Source organism: Aquimarina spinulae (assembly GCF_943373825.1).
GTDB lineage: Bacteria > Bacteroidota > Bacteroidia > Flavobacteriales > Flavobacteriaceae > Aquimarina > Aquimarina spinulae.
The window spans coordinates 3,664,735-3,680,797 of sequence record NZ_CALSBP010000002.1 but is presented as its reverse complement, the minus strand read 5'-3'; the positions used below and the strand labels follow the sequence as shown (position 1 = coordinate 3,680,797).

Annotated in this window: 13 protein-coding genes; 7 read left to right on the top strand and 6 right to left on the bottom strand. The window is 33.7% G+C overall.

The features are described 5' to 3' along the window. Positions 1 to 53 precede the first annotated feature (53 nt). The 4 genes from NNH57_RS21260 to NNH57_RS21245 form a co-directional block, all read right to left on the bottom strand. On the bottom strand, positions 54 to 1,769 hold the full coding sequence (locus NNH57_RS21260) for a NupC/NupG family nucleoside CNT transporter (RefSeq protein ID WP_373419404.1): 1,716 nt from the start codon (positions 1,767 to 1,769) through the stop codon (positions 54 to 56). Positions 1,770 to 1,805: 36 nt separating this feature from the next. After that, complete coding sequence (locus NNH57_RS21255) at positions 1,806 to 2,423, bottom strand: bifunctional nuclease family protein (protein ID WP_074409596.1); 618 nt, start codon at positions 2,421 to 2,423, stop codon at positions 1,806 to 1,808. An 86-nt stretch (positions 2,424 to 2,509) separates the two neighbouring features. Continuing rightward, complete coding sequence (locus NNH57_RS21250; RefSeq protein WP_108807878.1) at positions 2,510 to 3,478, bottom strand: electron transfer flavoprotein subunit alpha/FixB family protein; 969 nt, start codon at positions 3,476 to 3,478, stop codon at positions 2,510 to 2,512. Positions 3,479 to 3,573: 95 nt separating this feature from the next. Continuing rightward, positions 3,574 to 4,320, bottom strand: coding sequence for an electron transfer flavoprotein subunit beta/FixA family protein (locus NNH57_RS21245; RefSeq protein WP_074409598.1), 747 nt, complete (start codon positions 4,318 to 4,320; stop codon positions 3,574 to 3,576). A gap of 232 nt (positions 4,321 to 4,552) precedes the next feature. Between NNH57_RS21245 and NNH57_RS21240 the strand changes: the two genes are divergently transcribed. From NNH57_RS21240 to NNH57_RS21230, 3 genes are all read left to right on the top strand, one after another. After that, complete coding sequence (locus NNH57_RS21240; protein ID WP_255412038.1) at positions 4,553 to 5,560, top strand: pyruvate dehydrogenase complex E1 component subunit beta; 1,008 nt, start codon at positions 4,553 to 4,555, stop codon at positions 5,558 to 5,560. 117 nt (positions 5,561 to 5,677) lie between these two features. Beyond that, positions 5,678 to 8,176: a DUF5686 and carboxypeptidase-like regulatory domain-containing protein gene (locus NNH57_RS21235; RefSeq protein WP_074409599.1), complete on the top strand. Its 2,499-nt coding sequence runs from the start codon at positions 5,678 to 5,680 to the stop codon at positions 8,174 to 8,176. A gap of 212 nt (positions 8,177 to 8,388) precedes the next feature. Then, complete coding sequence (locus NNH57_RS21230; RefSeq protein ID WP_074409600.1) at positions 8,389 to 8,919, top strand: inorganic diphosphatase; 531 nt, start codon at positions 8,389 to 8,391, stop codon at positions 8,917 to 8,919. A gap of 58 nt (positions 8,920 to 8,977) precedes the next feature. Here the strand turns inward: NNH57_RS21230 and NNH57_RS21225 are convergent, their stop codons facing one another. Next, the gene (locus NNH57_RS21225; protein ID WP_074409601.1) at positions 8,978 to 9,748 is read right to left on the bottom strand and encodes a hypothetical protein; all 771 of its coding nucleotides are present in this window, start codon (positions 9,746 to 9,748) and stop codon (positions 8,978 to 8,980) included. A 185-nt stretch (positions 9,749 to 9,933) separates the two neighbouring features. Here NNH57_RS21225 and NNH57_RS21220 point away from each other — a divergent pair, with 185 nt between their 5' ends. Then, positions 9,934 to 12,333 (top strand): sodium-translocating pyrophosphatase, encoded by a 2,400-nt coding sequence (locus NNH57_RS21220; RefSeq protein WP_074409602.1) that lies wholly within the window; start codon positions 9,934 to 9,936, stop codon positions 12,331 to 12,333. Between the two features lie 152 nt (positions 12,334 to 12,485). Next, complete coding sequence (locus tag NNH57_RS21215) at positions 12,486 to 13,487, top strand: App1 family protein (RefSeq protein ID WP_074409603.1); 1,002 nt, start codon at positions 12,486 to 12,488, stop codon at positions 13,485 to 13,487. Here NNH57_RS21215 and NNH57_RS21210 read toward each other — a convergent pair. Further along, positions 13,484 to 14,251, bottom strand: coding sequence for an XRE family transcriptional regulator (locus NNH57_RS21210; RefSeq protein WP_108807879.1), 768 nt, complete (start codon positions 14,249 to 14,251; stop codon positions 13,484 to 13,486). The genes NNH57_RS21215 and NNH57_RS21210 overlap by 4 nt on opposite strands. Positions 14,252 to 14,390: 139 nt before the next feature. Here NNH57_RS21210 and NNH57_RS21205 point away from each other — a divergent pair, with 139 nt between their 5' ends. Together NNH57_RS21205 and NNH57_RS21200 are read left to right on the top strand one after the other, a co-directional pair. After that, positions 14,391 to 14,804 (top strand): endonuclease domain-containing protein, encoded by a 414-nt coding sequence (locus NNH57_RS21205; RefSeq protein WP_108807880.1) that lies wholly within the window; start codon positions 14,391 to 14,393, stop codon positions 14,802 to 14,804. Next, on the top strand, positions 14,794 to 16,056 hold the full coding sequence (locus tag NNH57_RS21200) for a putative DNA modification/repair radical SAM protein (RefSeq protein ID WP_108807881.1): 1,263 nt from the start codon (positions 14,794 to 14,796) through the stop codon (positions 16,054 to 16,056). Before NNH57_RS21205 ends, NNH57_RS21200 begins: the two co-directional genes overlap by 11 nt. Positions 16,057 to 16,063: the final 7 nt, after the last annotated feature.

Below are 16,063 nucleotides of genomic sequence, written 5' to 3'. Positions count from 1 at the left end.
TGATTTAAGGATTGTTGTACAATAGTTTTTAACAATACATTATGAATAAACTATTATCCTATTATCATTCCTGCAATTGTAGCAGATAATAGGGATGCTATGGTGCCTCCGATCAGTGCTTTCATACCGAATTCAGATAATGTTTTTCGTTGACCAGGTGCCAACGAACCTATACCTCCGATTTGTATTCCGATTGAAGCAAAATTTGCAAAACCACATAGCATATAAGTCGCCATGATCACAGATTTATTATAGGTAAAATGTAGAGCACTGGCTGGGTTTTTTAAATCTGCTAATTGTATATACCCTACAAACTCGCTTGCTGCCAATTTAATTCCTAATAATTGTCCCATTAGCATCATATCCTCTTTGGCAACTCCAATCAACCACATTAAAGGTGCGAATACGGTTCCCAAAATCGCTTCTAATGAAAGCTTATCATAAGGAGTGTTATTAGCCAAGAATTGATCAAGACCTGTTAACTCTCCAAATTTTCCAAACCCATAATTTATCATTGCTATAAATGCAATAAACACAAGGAGCATTGCTCCTACATTTGCTGCTAATTTAAGACCTTCGGTAGTACCGTTAGCAATTGCATCAAGGATATTAGATCCTATTTTATCTGTTGATACTTTTACATCGGTATCAATAGGTTCTTGTTGAGGGTATAGTAATTTAGAAATCACTATAGCTCCAGGAGCAGCCATTACAGATGCAGCTAATAAGTGCTTAGCAAATTCTAATCTTAACACAGGATCATCTCCTCCCAAAAAACCTATATATGCAGCCAAAACGCCACCGGCTACAGTGGCCATTCCTCCAATCATCACCAAAAGAATTTCTGAACGTGTCATACGTTCTAAATATGCTTTGATCATCAAAGGAGCTTCTGTTTGGCCTAAAAAGATATTACCAGCAACGCTTAGACTTTCTGCTCCAGAAATACCCATTAATTTTGTTAAAATCCATGCCATACCTTTTACAACAATCTGAATAACTCCCAGATAAAACAATACAGATGTTAAGGCCGAAAAGAAGATAATAGTTGGTAATACCTGAAACAAAAAGATAAATCCAAAACTATCTACATTCATCATATCCCCAAGTAAAAACTCACTCCCTGCCCTGGTAAAATCAAGTATTAGAACAAATAACTTTCCTACAAACTCAAAGGTTTTCTGTACAAAACTTACTTTCAACACTCCAAAAGCTAATAATAATTGAGCACCGAGGCCTATTCCTACAGTTTTCCAATTGATTGCTTTTTTATTATTACTAAACAAGTAGGCAATAACCAGAAGTACTATCATTCCTAAAACACCTCTCCATAAACTATTAAATGAAAATCCTTGATTAGGTATAAGTTGATTAACTTCTGTTACAGGAGTTACTTGTTCTGTTCCTTTTTGAGCAGTAAGAGCATATGTAATTCCTTTTTTTGTAACCACTAATGTAGAATCCGTTAAAGTAGTTACCTTATAACGTATTAGAGAATCCTGAGCTGTCTCAGGAAAAAGTAAAAGAATATTATTTTGTTGTAAGTAATCTCCTTGTAGTGTTTCTGAAGCACCATTAAAAGCATATGAAAACTGGCCTTGTTTTAATGAAAGATAATCTCCCTTTTTAACGGTAAAAGTTTCTTCTGTATCTCCATTAACTTCTTCTAAAGCCCATTTTTTCTCTATGGATTGTGCTGATAATATAGTGAAAACAAATAGAGATAATAGAAAAGTAAGTACTCCTTTCTTCATATAAATTGAACTCATTTAAAATAGATTAGATCTTTTACCCTAACATATAAATTAGCCTCGTTTAGAAATTTCATCGCGAATCCTTGCTGCTAATTCATAGTCTTCATTAGTAACTGCCTGATCAAGCATTCGATTGAGTTCTTCAATAGATAAGTCTTTATAACTTGTTTCTTTACCTACCATTTCAACATCATCAGAAACCAATTCATCTACTAAGAGGTTTTCGGGATCGGTCTCATCATCCTTTTTAGGATTTACTTTAAGATATATACCAGCCTGATCCAAAATATTTTTATAGGTAAATATAGGAGCTTGAAATCGTAGTGCTAATGCAATTGCATCGCTTGTTCTGGCATCTATAATTTCTTCAATTTTATCGCGTTCACAAATAACACTGGAATAAAAGACACCGTCTACCAGTTTATGAATAATTACTTGCTTTACTATAATATCAAACCGATCTGCAAAATTCTTAAAAAGATCATGGGTAAGTGGTCTAGGTGGTTTGATTTCCTTTTCTAAAGCAATAGCTATAGATTGTGCCTCAAAAGCACCTATAACAATTGGTAACTTTCTTTCTCCATCCACCTCACTTAAAATTAGCGCATAAGCACCATTTTGGGTTTGACTGTATGATATTCCTTTTATGTTCAGTCGAACTAAACTCATATTGCTCTCAATAAAAAAAGGTTGTTTGAACATGCGGACTTCTACGTAGGTTCAAACAACCCCTAATTGGGCACAATTTATGAAAATTATGCGTTATTCGACTTAAATTCTTTTAATTTTTCAATAAGTTTTGGTACTACTTCAAAAGCATCTCCCACTATTCCGTAGTCCGCAGCTTTAAAGAAAGGGGCCTCAGGATCATTATTAATTACCACTTTTACTTTACTGGCATTAATTCCTGCCAAGTGTTGAATGGCTCCAGAAACTCCAATAGCAATATACAGATTAGACGCAACTGGTTTTCCGGTTTGTCCTACATGTTCACTATGAGGTCTCCATCCCATATCACTTACTGGTTTTGAACATGCTGTAGCTGCGCCAAGCACATCTGCAAGCTCTTCTATCATTCCCCAATTTTCGGGACCTTTTAACCCACGTCCTCCTGATACTACAATTTCTGCATCTGCAATAGAAACTTTATCTGTAGCTTTATCTACAGCGGTTACCTGTACTCCAAAATCACCATCAGAAAGTGATGGTTCAAAAGTCTCAGAAGCTGCAGATCCAGCATTTTCTTTAAGACCAAAAGCATTATTAGACAAACCAATTACTTTAACATCTGTTGGTATTTCTGTAACATTAAATGCTTTATTGGTAAATGCGGTACGTTTCACTTTAAAAGGAGAAGCGCGCTCTGGCAATCCTACAACATTAGAAGCATATCCGGCATTAAGGTGTACCGCTAGTAAAGGTGCCAAAAATTTGCTATCTGCTGTAGAACTCACCACAACAACCTTTGCATCTTCTTGTACTGCTGCTTGTTTTATTGCATCTGCATATGCTTTTGCATTAAATGTAGATAGTTTATCATTTTTTATCTCTAAAACTTTATCTACTCCATACGCTCCTAATTCGCTACTATCCCCTCCATTAATACTTACAGCGGTTACAGTTGTACCAAGCATAGCAGCAACTTCTTTTGCATAAGATGCCACTTCGAAAGCGGCTTTTTTAAATTTTTGGCCTTCACTTTCTGTATATACTAAAATTGACATAAAAATTTTGTTTAATTTTTCCTGAGCATGTTTTCAGGAACTGTTTGATTGTTTTGTTAATTTTTTAAAAGAGTTCAGAATGACTTCGTTTTCAATTAAATCACCTTAGCCTCGTTATGCAATAATGCAACCAATTGATCCACATTATCCGGATCTACCAATGTTACTTCTCCTTTTGGAGTTGGTTTTTGAAACTGAACAGCTTTTGTTTCTTGATTTGCTTCAATTGGCTCTACTACAGTAAGTGGTTTTTTACGAGCCATCATAATTCCTCTCATATTCGGAATACGTAAATCACTTTCTTCTACCAATCCTTTTTGTCCTCCAACAATTAAAGGTAATTTAGTCGTAGAAGTTTCTTTCCCTCCATCAATTTCGCGTATTACTGTTGCTGTATCTCCTTCGACTTCTAAACCGATGCAAGTATTTACAAAATTAGCACCTGTAAGAGCAGAAATCATTCCTGGCACCATACCACCATTATAGTCAATAGACTCTCTACCGGCAATAACAAGATCATAACCACCGTCCTGTATAACTTTTGCCAATTGTCGAGCAACATAAAAACCATCTGTAGCTTCGGTATTTACTCTAATTGCATTATCTGCACCAATCGCCAAGGCCTTACGTAAAGTAGGTTCTGTCTCGGGACCACCAACGTTTGCAACATCTACAGATGCTCCCTGCTTTTCTTTAAACCACATTGCACGAGTTAACCCAAACTCATCATTAGGATTAATCACAAATTGCACTCCATTGGTATCAAACTTAGTATCTCCATCCGTAAAATTAATTTTGGAAGTTGTGTCTGGCACATGGCTAATACAAACTAATATCTTCATTTTATATATGTATTTTTTGAGAATTTAATAATAAAAGCGAAGGTACAAATAAAAAGTATAATTTACTATGCGTGCATAATAAATTTTTTCAATATTCTCCCCCTATCAAAGGGTTTTAATTGCTACTTTTGCCTTCGTTATGGCACAAAATATTTTTTTCAAATAAAATCTGAATAATTAAAATGATTATTACGATTACATTTATTAATCATTTTAATTCTAAAAATAAACGGTGTCGACTAAAAATAATAAAAACAAGCACATGAAGACCATACAATTCAGAGAAGCGATTTGCGAAGCAATGACTGAAGAAATGCGACGAGATGAATCCATATATTTAATGGGTGAAGAGGTTGCAGAATATAACGGAGCGTATAAAGCAAGTAAAGGCATGCTGGACGAGTTTGGTCCGGATCGGGTTCTTGACACTCCTATCTCTGAGTTAGGTTTTTCAGGTATTGGTGTTGGTAGTGCTATGAATGGTAATAGACCCATTATCGAATTCATGACGTTTAATTTTTCATTAGTAGGAATAGATCAAATCATTAACAACGCTGCAAAAATGCGCCAAATGAGTGGTGGTCAATTTAATATTCCTATTGTTTTTAGAGGCCCTACTGCTTCTGCAGGTCAATTGGGTGCTACACACTCACAAGCTTTTGAAAATTGGTTTGCCAACACACCAGGATTAAAAGTAGTGGTTCCTTCAAATCCAAAAGATGCAAAAGGATTATTAAAATCTGCCATCAGAGATAACGATCCTGTTATCTTCATGGAAAGTGAACAAATGTATGGCGATAAAGGCGAGGTACCAGAAGGTGAGTTTACCATTCCTCTTGGAGTAGCGGAAACAAAGAGAGAAGGTAACGATGTTACTATTGTTTCATTTGGAAAAATTATTAAAGAAGCGTATAAAGCAGCAGATGAACTCGCTAAAGAAAATATCTCTTGTGAGATTATAGACCTAAGAACTGTTCGCCCTCTAGATCTTGACGCTATATTTACTTCTGTTAAAAAAACAAATCGACTAATTATTCTTGAGGAAGCTTGGCCTTTAGCTAATATCTCTTCAGAAATCACATATCAGGTACAATCTAATATTTTCGACTACTTGGATGCACCTATCTTAAAAATCAACACCGCAGATACACCAACTCCATATTCTCCACAACTATTAGAAGAATGGTTGCCTAATAGTAAAGATGTTGTTAAAGCTGTTAAAAAAGTAATGTATAAATAAAATGAACTCCTTTATTTTGCGTTTCATCAGTTTTCGGAACATCATCAAATATAAAAATGGCCCAAAAATTGAGGTGATCCACTAATTATTGCAAGTATTAATCTTATATAGTATTAGATGAGACATTTGATTTTAGGAATACTTTTTACTTTATTGAGTTGTACATTTCTTTATTCACAAACTAAAATTGGTGGCCAGGTTTATGATAGTAATAAGCAACCTGTTCCTTTTGCTAATATTGTATTTGCAAATTCTACAATAGGAACTATAACCGATGAAAACGGTAGGTTTTATATGGAATCTGACAACAATTATTCTAATGTTAAAGTTTCTTTTATTGGTTTTAAAACCAAAACTATAAAGCTAACCAAGCGGGTTACCTATAAGATGGAAATCATCCTCGAAGAGGAGGCCGCTGCATTGGATGAAGTTGTTATCTACAAAGGAAAAACTTCTAAAAAAAATAATCCCGCGATTGATATTCTAAGAAAAATCTGGAAAAACCGACGGGAAAACGGAGTTAAGAAGTTTAAACAATACACCTATGATAAATATGAAAAATTAGAATTTGACCTTAATACTATTGATAGTGCTTTGGTCAATAGTAGGATTTTTAATGGTATGGAATTTATTTTTGATGATGTAGATACATCGAGAATAACCGGAAAAACCTATTTACCCATTTTTCTTAATGAAGCTCTTTCTAAAGTATATGGTGATAATTTAATTAATGAAGAGAAAGAAGTATTGGCAGGAAATAAAAATGCTGGATTTAGTGATAATCAAACTTTAATTGCATTTGTTAAAGACTTGTACTCTGACTATGACGTTTATGAAAACTATCTAAAATTCTTTGATAAAAGCTTTACCAGTCCATTATCTCGAACTGGGATTAGTGTATATAACTATGTCTTAACAGATAGTGCATATATAGATAATAAATGGTGTTATAACATTATATATTACCCCAGAAGAAAAAATGAGTTGACTTTTAAAGGAGATTTTTGGGTTAATGATACTACCTGGGCCATTAAAGAAATAAATCTGGAAGTTACAAAAAGTGCCAATATTAACTGGGTAAAAGATTTATATATCGAACAAGAGTTCGATGTCTTAAATGATTCTATTTTTCTAATTACCAAAGATTATTTTCAGTCTGACTTTGCTTTTAGTAAGAAAGAAAAATCACGTGGAGTATATGGTAAAAGAACAACTTTATATGACAATTATAAATTTGACATAAAAAAAGATAAAAAATTCTATCAAAGTCAGGTAGATCCATATGACCAGGATATCTATAACAGAGAGGATTCTTTCTGGGCTAATGCCAGAATGGAAAAACTGAATAAGGATGAACAAAAAGTATACAAACTACTCGATACCCTTAAGACGGTAAAAGCTTTTAAACGACTCTATAATATAGGGACCATATTAGCTTCGGGATATGTAGAGTTTAATGGTTTTGATTTTGGCCCTCTTTTTAATACTATAGGATTTAATGATATTGAAGGGTTTAGGCTTAGAGCAGGTGGTAGAACATATTTTACTGCTAATGATAGATGGCGTATAGAAGGTTATGGCGCTTACGGTTTTAAAGACAATAAGTTTAAATATGGAATTTCGGGTAAATATCTTGTGGATCGGAAATCAAGACTTATCGTAGCTGCCGGAAACCGACGAGATGTAGAGCAACTTGGCGCCAGTCTAACCAATACTAATAATGTTGAAGGAAGAAGTCTGGCCTCCTCTTCTGTTATCGCTACCGGAGATAATGATAGGCTTACATCTATCAATCTGTCTGCATTTTCTATGCAAATAGAACCCAAGAAAAACTTAACAGTAGGAATAACAGGATCATACAGAACTTTAAAACCAGCAGACCCTTCTTTATTCAGCTTAGATTTTCTTGATCCCGAAACCAATGAATTGCGAACTCAAATCAAACAAACCGAAATAGCAACTCAAATTACATATACACCTGGTAGAAAAACTACTGGTTATGGTGTAGATAGAATTGTTGTAAATGATGGTGATTTTTCAACTTTATTCTTAAACTATAGTGTTGGTGTAAAGGGCTTGATCGAAAGTGATTTTGAGTATCAAAAACTACAATTTTTCTATCAACAACCATGGAACATTGGAGGTTTTGGTGTATTAAACAGCTCATTAGAAATAGGAAAAACATTTGGCGAAGTCCCACTTGGTTTATTAAGTGTTATCCCAGGAAATCAAACTTATCTTTCTATATATAATACTTTTCCATTATTAAACTATTATGAATTTGTTACAGATACTTATACTTCTCTTCACTTAGAACATAATTTTAATGGTAGAATATTTTCAAGAATTCCGCTACTAAGAAAACTTAACCTTAGGGAGCTAGTCGGTATAAGAGGTGTTTGGGGAGAATTATCTGATGAAAATATAGCACTCGATGCTTCAGGCTTTTTACAATCTGTAGGAGCTCCTAACGATAAAGTATATTGGGAGTATAGTTTGGGTGTAGGGAATATTTTTAAAATTTTCAGAATAGATTTTCATTTTAGAGGAAATTATTTTGACAATCCTGATGCTCGTAAATTTGGAGTTACCGGATCTTTTGGGTTTTATTTCTAAAAAAGATTACTATATCACGGTTTTTCAAAACATTGTTTGCACCTTACAATCATTATATTTTTCTGTATTGTTACCGTGTATTTTTATCTAAAAACCTTTTAGGTTATCACAATTTTAAGATTTAACTAAAAAAGCAATAATTTTTCTTTATAAATTTTAACTAACCCCTTGTAATACCTATATTTGCCGCCCATTAAAAAGAGAATGTAATTATGAGCGCAGCTACTAAAGAAAGCTTTGACGTACTAATTGAAATACCAAAAGGAAGTAGAAACAAATACGAGTATGATTTTGATATAAAAAAAATCAGATACGATCGTATGATCTTTTCCTCTATGATGTATCCTGCAGATTATGGATTTATCCCCGAAACTCTAGCCTTAGACGGAGACCCTCTGGATGTTTTAGTGTTAGTTACAGAACCAACATTTCCTGGTTGTGTAATGGAAGTTAAACCTATTGGTGTTTTTCATATGGCAGACGAAAAAGGACCTGACGAAAAAATCATCTGTGTCCCCGTTTCTGATCCTATAGCTAGTCGACTGGCAGATTTAAAAGAAATGAACCCTCATTTAATAAAAGAAATAGAACACTTTTTTCAGGTATATAAAGATTTAGAACGAAAAAAAGTTGATGTAGGTGGATGGGGTAATATTGATGAAGCTAAAGATATTATCAAGGCCTGTATTAAACGTTTTGACGAACTTGAAAATAAACCAAAAGGATTATTTAGTATTTACTAAACATCAATCCTAAGGGCTAAAAAAGCATGATGTCTATGTAAAGAAAACATCATGCTTTTTATTTTACATCATACCCAGAAGGAAACTCTCTTTTATACTTTTTCATTTGAAGCGTACTCATATGCTGAGTAATTTCATAATTCCTTTTGTATGTATATTGGACAACCATTGGATACCCTACTTTATCATTTACATTTCTTAAATTTCCATCGGCATATTCAAAAACATTAAAAGCCCAATAACTATGTCCATTGGATTGTTCCAGATTCATTGTTATGATTTCGTAGTTCCCATCATTATCAACATCTCTTTCTGATCTGTGTTTTTCAAATGTCATATCATCAAAAGATATTTTTTGAAATAATACATCACTTTTTTGAAATAAATACAAAACCTTAACCAGCATACCCATCACTCCATTTCCTGTGCCTTGCTGTATTAGCTTTATATCTTTATATCCATCGCCATTTATATCTGACACCAAAACAAGTCCTCCTTTCATAGTTAAGGGAGAAAATGAACCTGGTTGTTTTATTTTTTGAATCTCTCTCTTATTTCGAAAAATACGAATCAAACCAAAATCGATTTGGGCAACAAACCAAGTTAATTGAATAGTTAAGTCATCTTTATTATCAAAAAACTCGTCTATCGACAAGGTACAATCATAGGTTCCTTTAGTGTCTATTCTATCATACTCTTCCCACTTATTATATGTTTTATAGGACGGAGCAGAATAGTCCTCGAATGCATATTGAGCATTTGTATAACCTATAAAAAACAAACTATAAAACACTATCAGAAAGGCAGTTCTGTAAAAATATAAAAACATATATTTTCCTGTTTTTTTAAAACTTATACAATATAAGGCAGTATTATCATAATTTACTCCCCGAAAACAGTAGTTTTTTCCATTTTTCGTACAATCGATTATTTAAAATTATTGCCCTCTAACTATCTTTCGTATTTAGGGTATTTTTACTACTTTTAGCGACTAATTAACTTAAAATATACTTAATGGAATCGAATATGATTTATATGCCCATTGTTTTGGCATTACTAGGGCTAGTTTATATGCTTATCAAAAAATCTTGGGTAATGAAACAAGATGCAGGTGATGGTAAAATGAAAGAAATTTCGGATCATATTTATGAAGGTGCTTTAGCTTTCTTAAATGCAGAATACAAATTACTTGCAATATTCGTTGTAATAGTAAGTGTTTTATTATTTATAGTTTCTATAGTAGTAGATACAACACACTGGCTGATTGTGATCGCTTTTATTTTTGGAGCAGTATTCTCTGCCTTTGCAGGAAACATAGGGATGAAAATCGCTACCAAGACAAATGTTAGAACTACTCAAGCAGCCCGTACTAGTTTACCAAATGCGCTTAAAATTTCTTTTGGTGGTGGTACAGTAATGGGACTTGGTGTTGCAGGATTAGCGGTATTAGGATTAACAACTTTCTTTATTATATTTTATAACGTCTTTATGGGAGGTGAATGGACTTCTGCCGATAAAATGACTGTAGTTTTAGAAACCTTAGCCGGGTTTTCTTTAGGAGCAGAGTCTATTGCACTATTTGCTCGTGTTGGTGGAGGTATTTATACCAAAGCAGCAGATGTAGGAGCAGATTTGGTTGGTAAAGTAGAAGCAGGTATCCCAGAAGATGATCCTCGTAACCCTGCTACCATTGCTGATAATGTTGGTGATAATGTTGGCGATGTTGCTGGTATGGGTGCAGATTTATTTGGATCTTATGTGGCAACTGTCCTTGCTGCTATGGTATTAGGTAACTATGTAATCAAAGATATGGGAGGTTCTATTACAGATCTTTTTGGAGGTATTGGACCAATCTTATTGCCTATGGCAATTGCTGGTGTTGGAATTATCATCTCTGTAATAGGTACGATGCTTGTCAAAATTAAAAGTAATGATGCCAAAGAAGCTCAAGTAATGGGAGCACTTAATATTGGTAACTGGACATCAATCATTTTAGTAGCAGTAGCCTGTTTTGCATTATGTAAATGGATGCTTCCTGAAACAATGAAAATGGAATTCTTTGGAGAAGGTCTTGTAGAGATTTCTTCAATGAGAGTTTTTTATGCAACTTTAATTGGCTTGTTAGTTGGAGCAGTAATCTCTTCTGTAACCGAATATTATACTGGACTAGGTAAATCACCTATTCTTAAAATTGTACAACAATCAAGTACAGGTGCTGGAACAAACATTATTGCTGGTTTAGCAACCGGAATGATTTCTACATTCCCTTCTGTGTTATTATTTGCAGGAGCTATTTGGGCATCTTATGCCTTTGCAGGATTTTATGGAGTTGCACTAGCAGCCTCTGCGATGATGGCTACCACAGCTATGCAATTAGCTATTGATGCTTTTGGACCAATATCTGATAATGCTGGTGGGATCGCAGAAATGAGCGAACAGGAACCAATAGTAAGAGAACGAACAGATATACTAGATTCTGTAGGAAACACAACAGCAGCAACAGGAAAAGGATTTGCTATTGCTTCTGCTGCACTAACATCTTTAGCTTTATTTGCCGCTTATGTTACCTTCACAGGAATTGACGGAATTAATATTTTCAAAGCACCTGTATTAGCAATGTTATTTGTTGGAGGTATGGTGCCAGTAGTATTCTCTGCTTTAGCAATGAATGCTGTAGGAAAAGCTGCTATGGAAATGGTACAAGAAGTACGTCGCCAGTTTAAAGATATTGCTGGAATTATGGAAGGAACAGGAAAACCTGAATATGATAAATGTGTAGCTATTTCTACTAAAGCATCTTTAAGAGAAATGATGTTACCTGGTTTATTGACTATTGGATTCCCACTAGTAATAGCTTTCATTCCAATGCTTTTTGGAATGGACACTAAAGCCATTGCAGAAATGTTAGGAGGATATATGGCAGGAGTTACAGTGAGTGGTGTGTTATGGGCTATTTTCCAAAACAATGCAGGTGGTGCTTGGGATAATGCTAAAAAATCATTTGAAGCAGGTGTAGAGATTAATGGAGAAATGACATATAAAGGTTCTGATGCTCATAAAGCTGCAGTAACAGGTGATACTGTTGGAGATCCATTTAAAGATACCTCTGGCCCATCGATGAACATTTTAATCAAATTAACATGCCTTATAGGATTAGTAATTGCTCCTATTTTAGGGGGACATACTTCTGAAACTGCTGTTGCATTTAACAATATTGAAGTGATACAATCGGCAAATAACGATTCTGAAAAGAAAATTGAAGTTCGTATGAAAATGGAAGGTGAATTAGCAACTGCTACGGTTACCATAGAAACTTCTGAAAAAGGAAAAGTAAAACGTGATATAAAAGAATTAAAAGGATCAGAAGCTGAAGTAAAAGCAGAAATTGAAGCAATTAAAGCTTCTATAAAATAAGAATCCTAAAATTAATGTATAAGACAACCTCGCTCTTTGGGCGAGGTTGTTTATTTTTATGATATCTCTCAGTAAAAAAAATAAAATAATACGACTAATACATAAAATTGCATCAAACGTAACTATACAAATTATTAAAATTTATATTTTTCATGTTTAAGAAAAAAGCTTTACGTATCAATACTTATCTTGGTTATGGCACAAATTCTATTTTTCGTGCAACAGGAAGAGCTCTTGAAGATGAAAATATCGATTTTAGCACAAATCAAAGCATTTTTAAAACGTTAAGGAATATCTACAGGCAGCTTGAAAGTGATGAAATTAGGGATATCTCGATAGCATTAAAATTACCCAATGGACAAGTCATAGAAACACGTACGGATCTCGAAGGGTATTATAATCTAGAACTAGATATTCCTACGCTTTCTAACCATATAGATGAAAATGGTTGGATTACATATAGCGTATCCTACAAAAAGGAAAATACGCATAAAGAAATAAGCAACAAAAACATATTTAAAAGCCAAATGCTTGTACCATCAGATCAAGCAGAATTTGCAATTATAAGTGATATCGATGACACTATCATACATACAGGTGTCGCTTCACTATTTAAATGGAGGGTTATTGCGAATACACTTTTCAAAAACTTTGACAAAAGAACTGCAATAGAAGGCACCGTAAAATTTTGTAAAAAATTACACCTGGGCACAAAAGGATCACCTGTTAACCCTTTCTTTTATGTGAGTAATAGCCCATGGAATTTATATGATTATTTAAGTGCATTTTTTAATAAGCATCATTTTCCAAAAGGCCCAATTTTACTTAGAGATTTCAGAACTCCATTTGATAAAACACCAAAACCTAAAGTTCCGCATAAGCAATCCGAAATTGTAAACCTTTTAACGATGTATCCACATTTTAAATTTATTCTTATAGGAGATAGTGGAGAAAAAGATGCTGATATTTATACCAAAATAGCAGAGCAATATCCCGGTCGTATTTTGGCTATTTATTTAAGAAACGTAAAACATCGTCGAAAAGAAAAGCGAATTAAAAAGATTATACATTCCTTTACAGTCTCTCCTATTCTACTTGTTCACTCTTATGATGAAGCTATCAAACATGCACAAGAATCTGGATTCATAAACTAGTGTTTCAAACTTCTCACCTCAGAGGTTAATACCTGCATCGCTTCTTGTAGCTGTTTCATACTGGCGGCATCAGTATTAGCATCAATATTAAAACTTAATTTGCTATTTATCTCCCAAAGCTCAACTATTTGATGTGTTTGAATCGTATAAGGTAAGTATTCAGAATTTAAAGAGATTAGCGTTATTATAGAAGCATCAGCATTTTTTCTAATTTTCTTTACCACTACACTATCTTCCAAAACAATTACACAAATTGTATTATTACTTACTTCAGAAAGGTTATTTACAGCTTTACCAATCACCCATTCTTTGGGTTCAAGCAATGGTAACATACTATCCCCTTCTACCTGAAAGCCCCGGTATGTAGCATTTCGATACTCTGGTAAAGGAATATCAAATGCAGGTAATTGTTGATACCAGTCTAAATCCTGAACATTATGAGGATATCCAGCTGCAGCTTTTACATTTACCAAAACTATATTCTCATTATTCTGAGAATCTATAGTCACTACTTTTGGAGATACGTCTCCCAGGTGTAATTGTATTTTCTTTTGAGTACTCTCGCCAAACAACCACAAGGGGTTAACATTAAACTCCTGTAATAATCTGGCTACAACTTTTCCTGAAATCTTAGTCTTACCCCTTTCTATATCTGCTGTAGAATTTTTAATCTGTAAAACCTTGGCAAAATCAGATTGGGTATAATGGTTTTCCTCGCGAATTTGTTTAAAACGCTTTATGGTTTGGTTGGTTGAATTATCCATAAAATCGAAATTTTAATAGTATTATCATATAAAAATGGTGCTGTGACCTGGGATAATTAGTAGCAAAGATACAAGATTTTGGAATATTTCCAATTTTAACATAATTTTATTTTAATATTATTGGAAAAATTCCATAAATTTGGAAAAATTACAACTAAATACATCTACCATGTCTTCACAAACCATTCCTTTATACCAAAAAGTATCAGAGAAAATCATTAGACATTCACTCGATAGTTCTATTACATCTATCGACCAGCTTCATCAAAAACTCATAGAAAAAGGGTTTCATTTTCTTAGAAATAAGACAGTAAAAAATTACAATTTTGACTTTTACTGTGGCACATCAAAAATTGCTATTGAAATTGATAGCTATGCACACGAGTTCTCGGATATCCACAACTTAGATGCGCCAAAAAAGTTATTTATTTCTTCGCTAGGAATTACGGTTCTTAGATTCACAGATTATCAAATATTAACTGATATAGAAGAAATCATAAGAACTGTAAAAAATCAAATAAAAACCGCTACAGAATGCATCTATGTCGTTTGAACGAATACGTCAAAAACTCTCCATTTTGGCAGATGCCGCAAAATATGATGTTTCATGTGCCAGTAGTGGAGGTAAAAGAGCCAATACCAAAAAAGGATTAGGGAATAATACAGGTTTCGGAATTTGTCATAGTTATACAGAAGATGGACGCTGTGTTTCCTTATTAAAAATTTTGCTTACCAATCATTGCATTTATGATTGCGCATATTGTATTACCAGAAAAAGTAATGATATTAAAAGAGCTGCTTTTAAAATTCAGGAAGTAGTTGATCTAACTATTAATTTTTATAGAAGGAATTATATCGAAGGGCTATTTCTAAGCTCTGGGATATTTAAAAACTCTGATTTCACCATGGAGCGATTAGTTGCTGTGGCAAAAAAACTCAGGTTAGAAGAGAATTTTAATGGTTATATCCATCTTAAATCTATTCCCGGCGCCAGTGATGAATTGATGCGAGAGGCAGGATTATATGCAGATCGATTAAGTGTGAATATTGAAATCCCTACCAAATCGGGCTTAAAACTTTTAGCACCAGATAAAAAACATGAGGATTTTATAAAACCTATGCAAAAGGTTAAAAATGAAATCATTCAATATAAAGCAGAGCGTAAAACGATAAAGAACACTCCCAAATATGCTCCGGCAGGGCAAAGTACTCAAATGATCATTGGAGCAACTGGTGAGAGTGATCGAGATATCATGTATTCTGCAACCTATTACTATAAAAAATTTGATATGCGACGAGTATATTACTCTGGATATATTCCTGTTATGACAGACTCTCGGTTACCATCCTTAGGAACTGAGGTTCCTATCCTTAGAGAAAACCGTCTTTACCAAACCGATTGGTTATTGAGATTTTATGGATTTTCTGTTAACGAAATATTGAATGACAAATACAAAAATCTGGACTTGGATATAGATCCAAAGCTAAGTTGGGCATTACGTAATCTACATTTCTTTCCTATTGATATCAACAAAGCAGATAAAAGGATATTGGCCCGGGTTCCTGGTATCGGTATGCAATCGGTATTTAAAATACTGCAGGCCAGAAAATTTAGAAATTTAGATTGGTCTCATCTTAAAGCCATTGGTATAGCTCTAAACAGAGCCCAATATTTTATCACTTGTAATTCTAAGGATTTTTATAACAAAGATCATGACCCCCATACATTAAAAGCTAAAATCCTAAAAAGCTCTAATAGCAAGTATAAAAAATACTTTAATCAACAGTTGAGTCTTTTCTCTTAATATTAAT

Excerpts from the sequence above, each read along its gene's own strand:
- NNH57_RS21215 (WP_074409603.1), top strand. The coding sequence starts at position 12,486 with ATGTTTAAGAAAAAAGCTTTACGTATCAATACTTATCTTGGTTATGGC.
- NNH57_RS21250 (WP_108807878.1), bottom strand. The coding sequence starts at position 3,478 with ATGTCAATTTTAGTATATACAGAAAGTGAAGGCCAAAAATTTAAAAAA.
- NNH57_RS21260 (WP_373419404.1), bottom strand. The coding sequence starts at position 1,769 with ATGAGTTCAATTTATATGAAGAAAGGAGTACTTACTTTTCTATTATCT.
- NNH57_RS21245 (WP_074409598.1), bottom strand. The coding sequence starts at position 4,320 with ATGAAGATATTAGTTTGTATTAGCCATGTGCCAGACACAACTTCCAAA.
- NNH57_RS21255 (WP_074409596.1), bottom strand. The coding sequence starts at position 2,423 with ATGAGTTTAGTTCGACTGAACATAAAAGGAATATCATACAGTCAAACC.
- NNH57_RS21225 (WP_074409601.1), bottom strand. The coding sequence starts at position 9,748 with ATGTTTTTATATTTTTACAGAACTGCCTTTCTGATAGTGTTTTATAGT.
- NNH57_RS21230 (WP_074409600.1), top strand. The coding sequence starts at position 8,389 with ATGAGCGCAGCTACTAAAGAAAGCTTTGACGTACTAATTGAAATACCA.
- NNH57_RS21220 (WP_074409602.1), top strand. The coding sequence starts at position 9,934 with ATGGAATCGAATATGATTTATATGCCCATTGTTTTGGCATTACTAGGG.
- NNH57_RS21235 (WP_074409599.1), top strand. The coding sequence starts at position 5,678 with ATGAGACATTTGATTTTAGGAATACTTTTTACTTTATTGAGTTGTACA.
- NNH57_RS21210 (WP_108807879.1), bottom strand. The coding sequence starts at position 14,251 with ATGGATAATTCAACCAACCAAACCATAAAGCGTTTTAAACAAATTCGC.
- NNH57_RS21200 (WP_108807881.1), top strand. The coding sequence starts at position 14,794 with ATGTCGTTTGAACGAATACGTCAAAAACTCTCCATTTTGGCAGATGCC.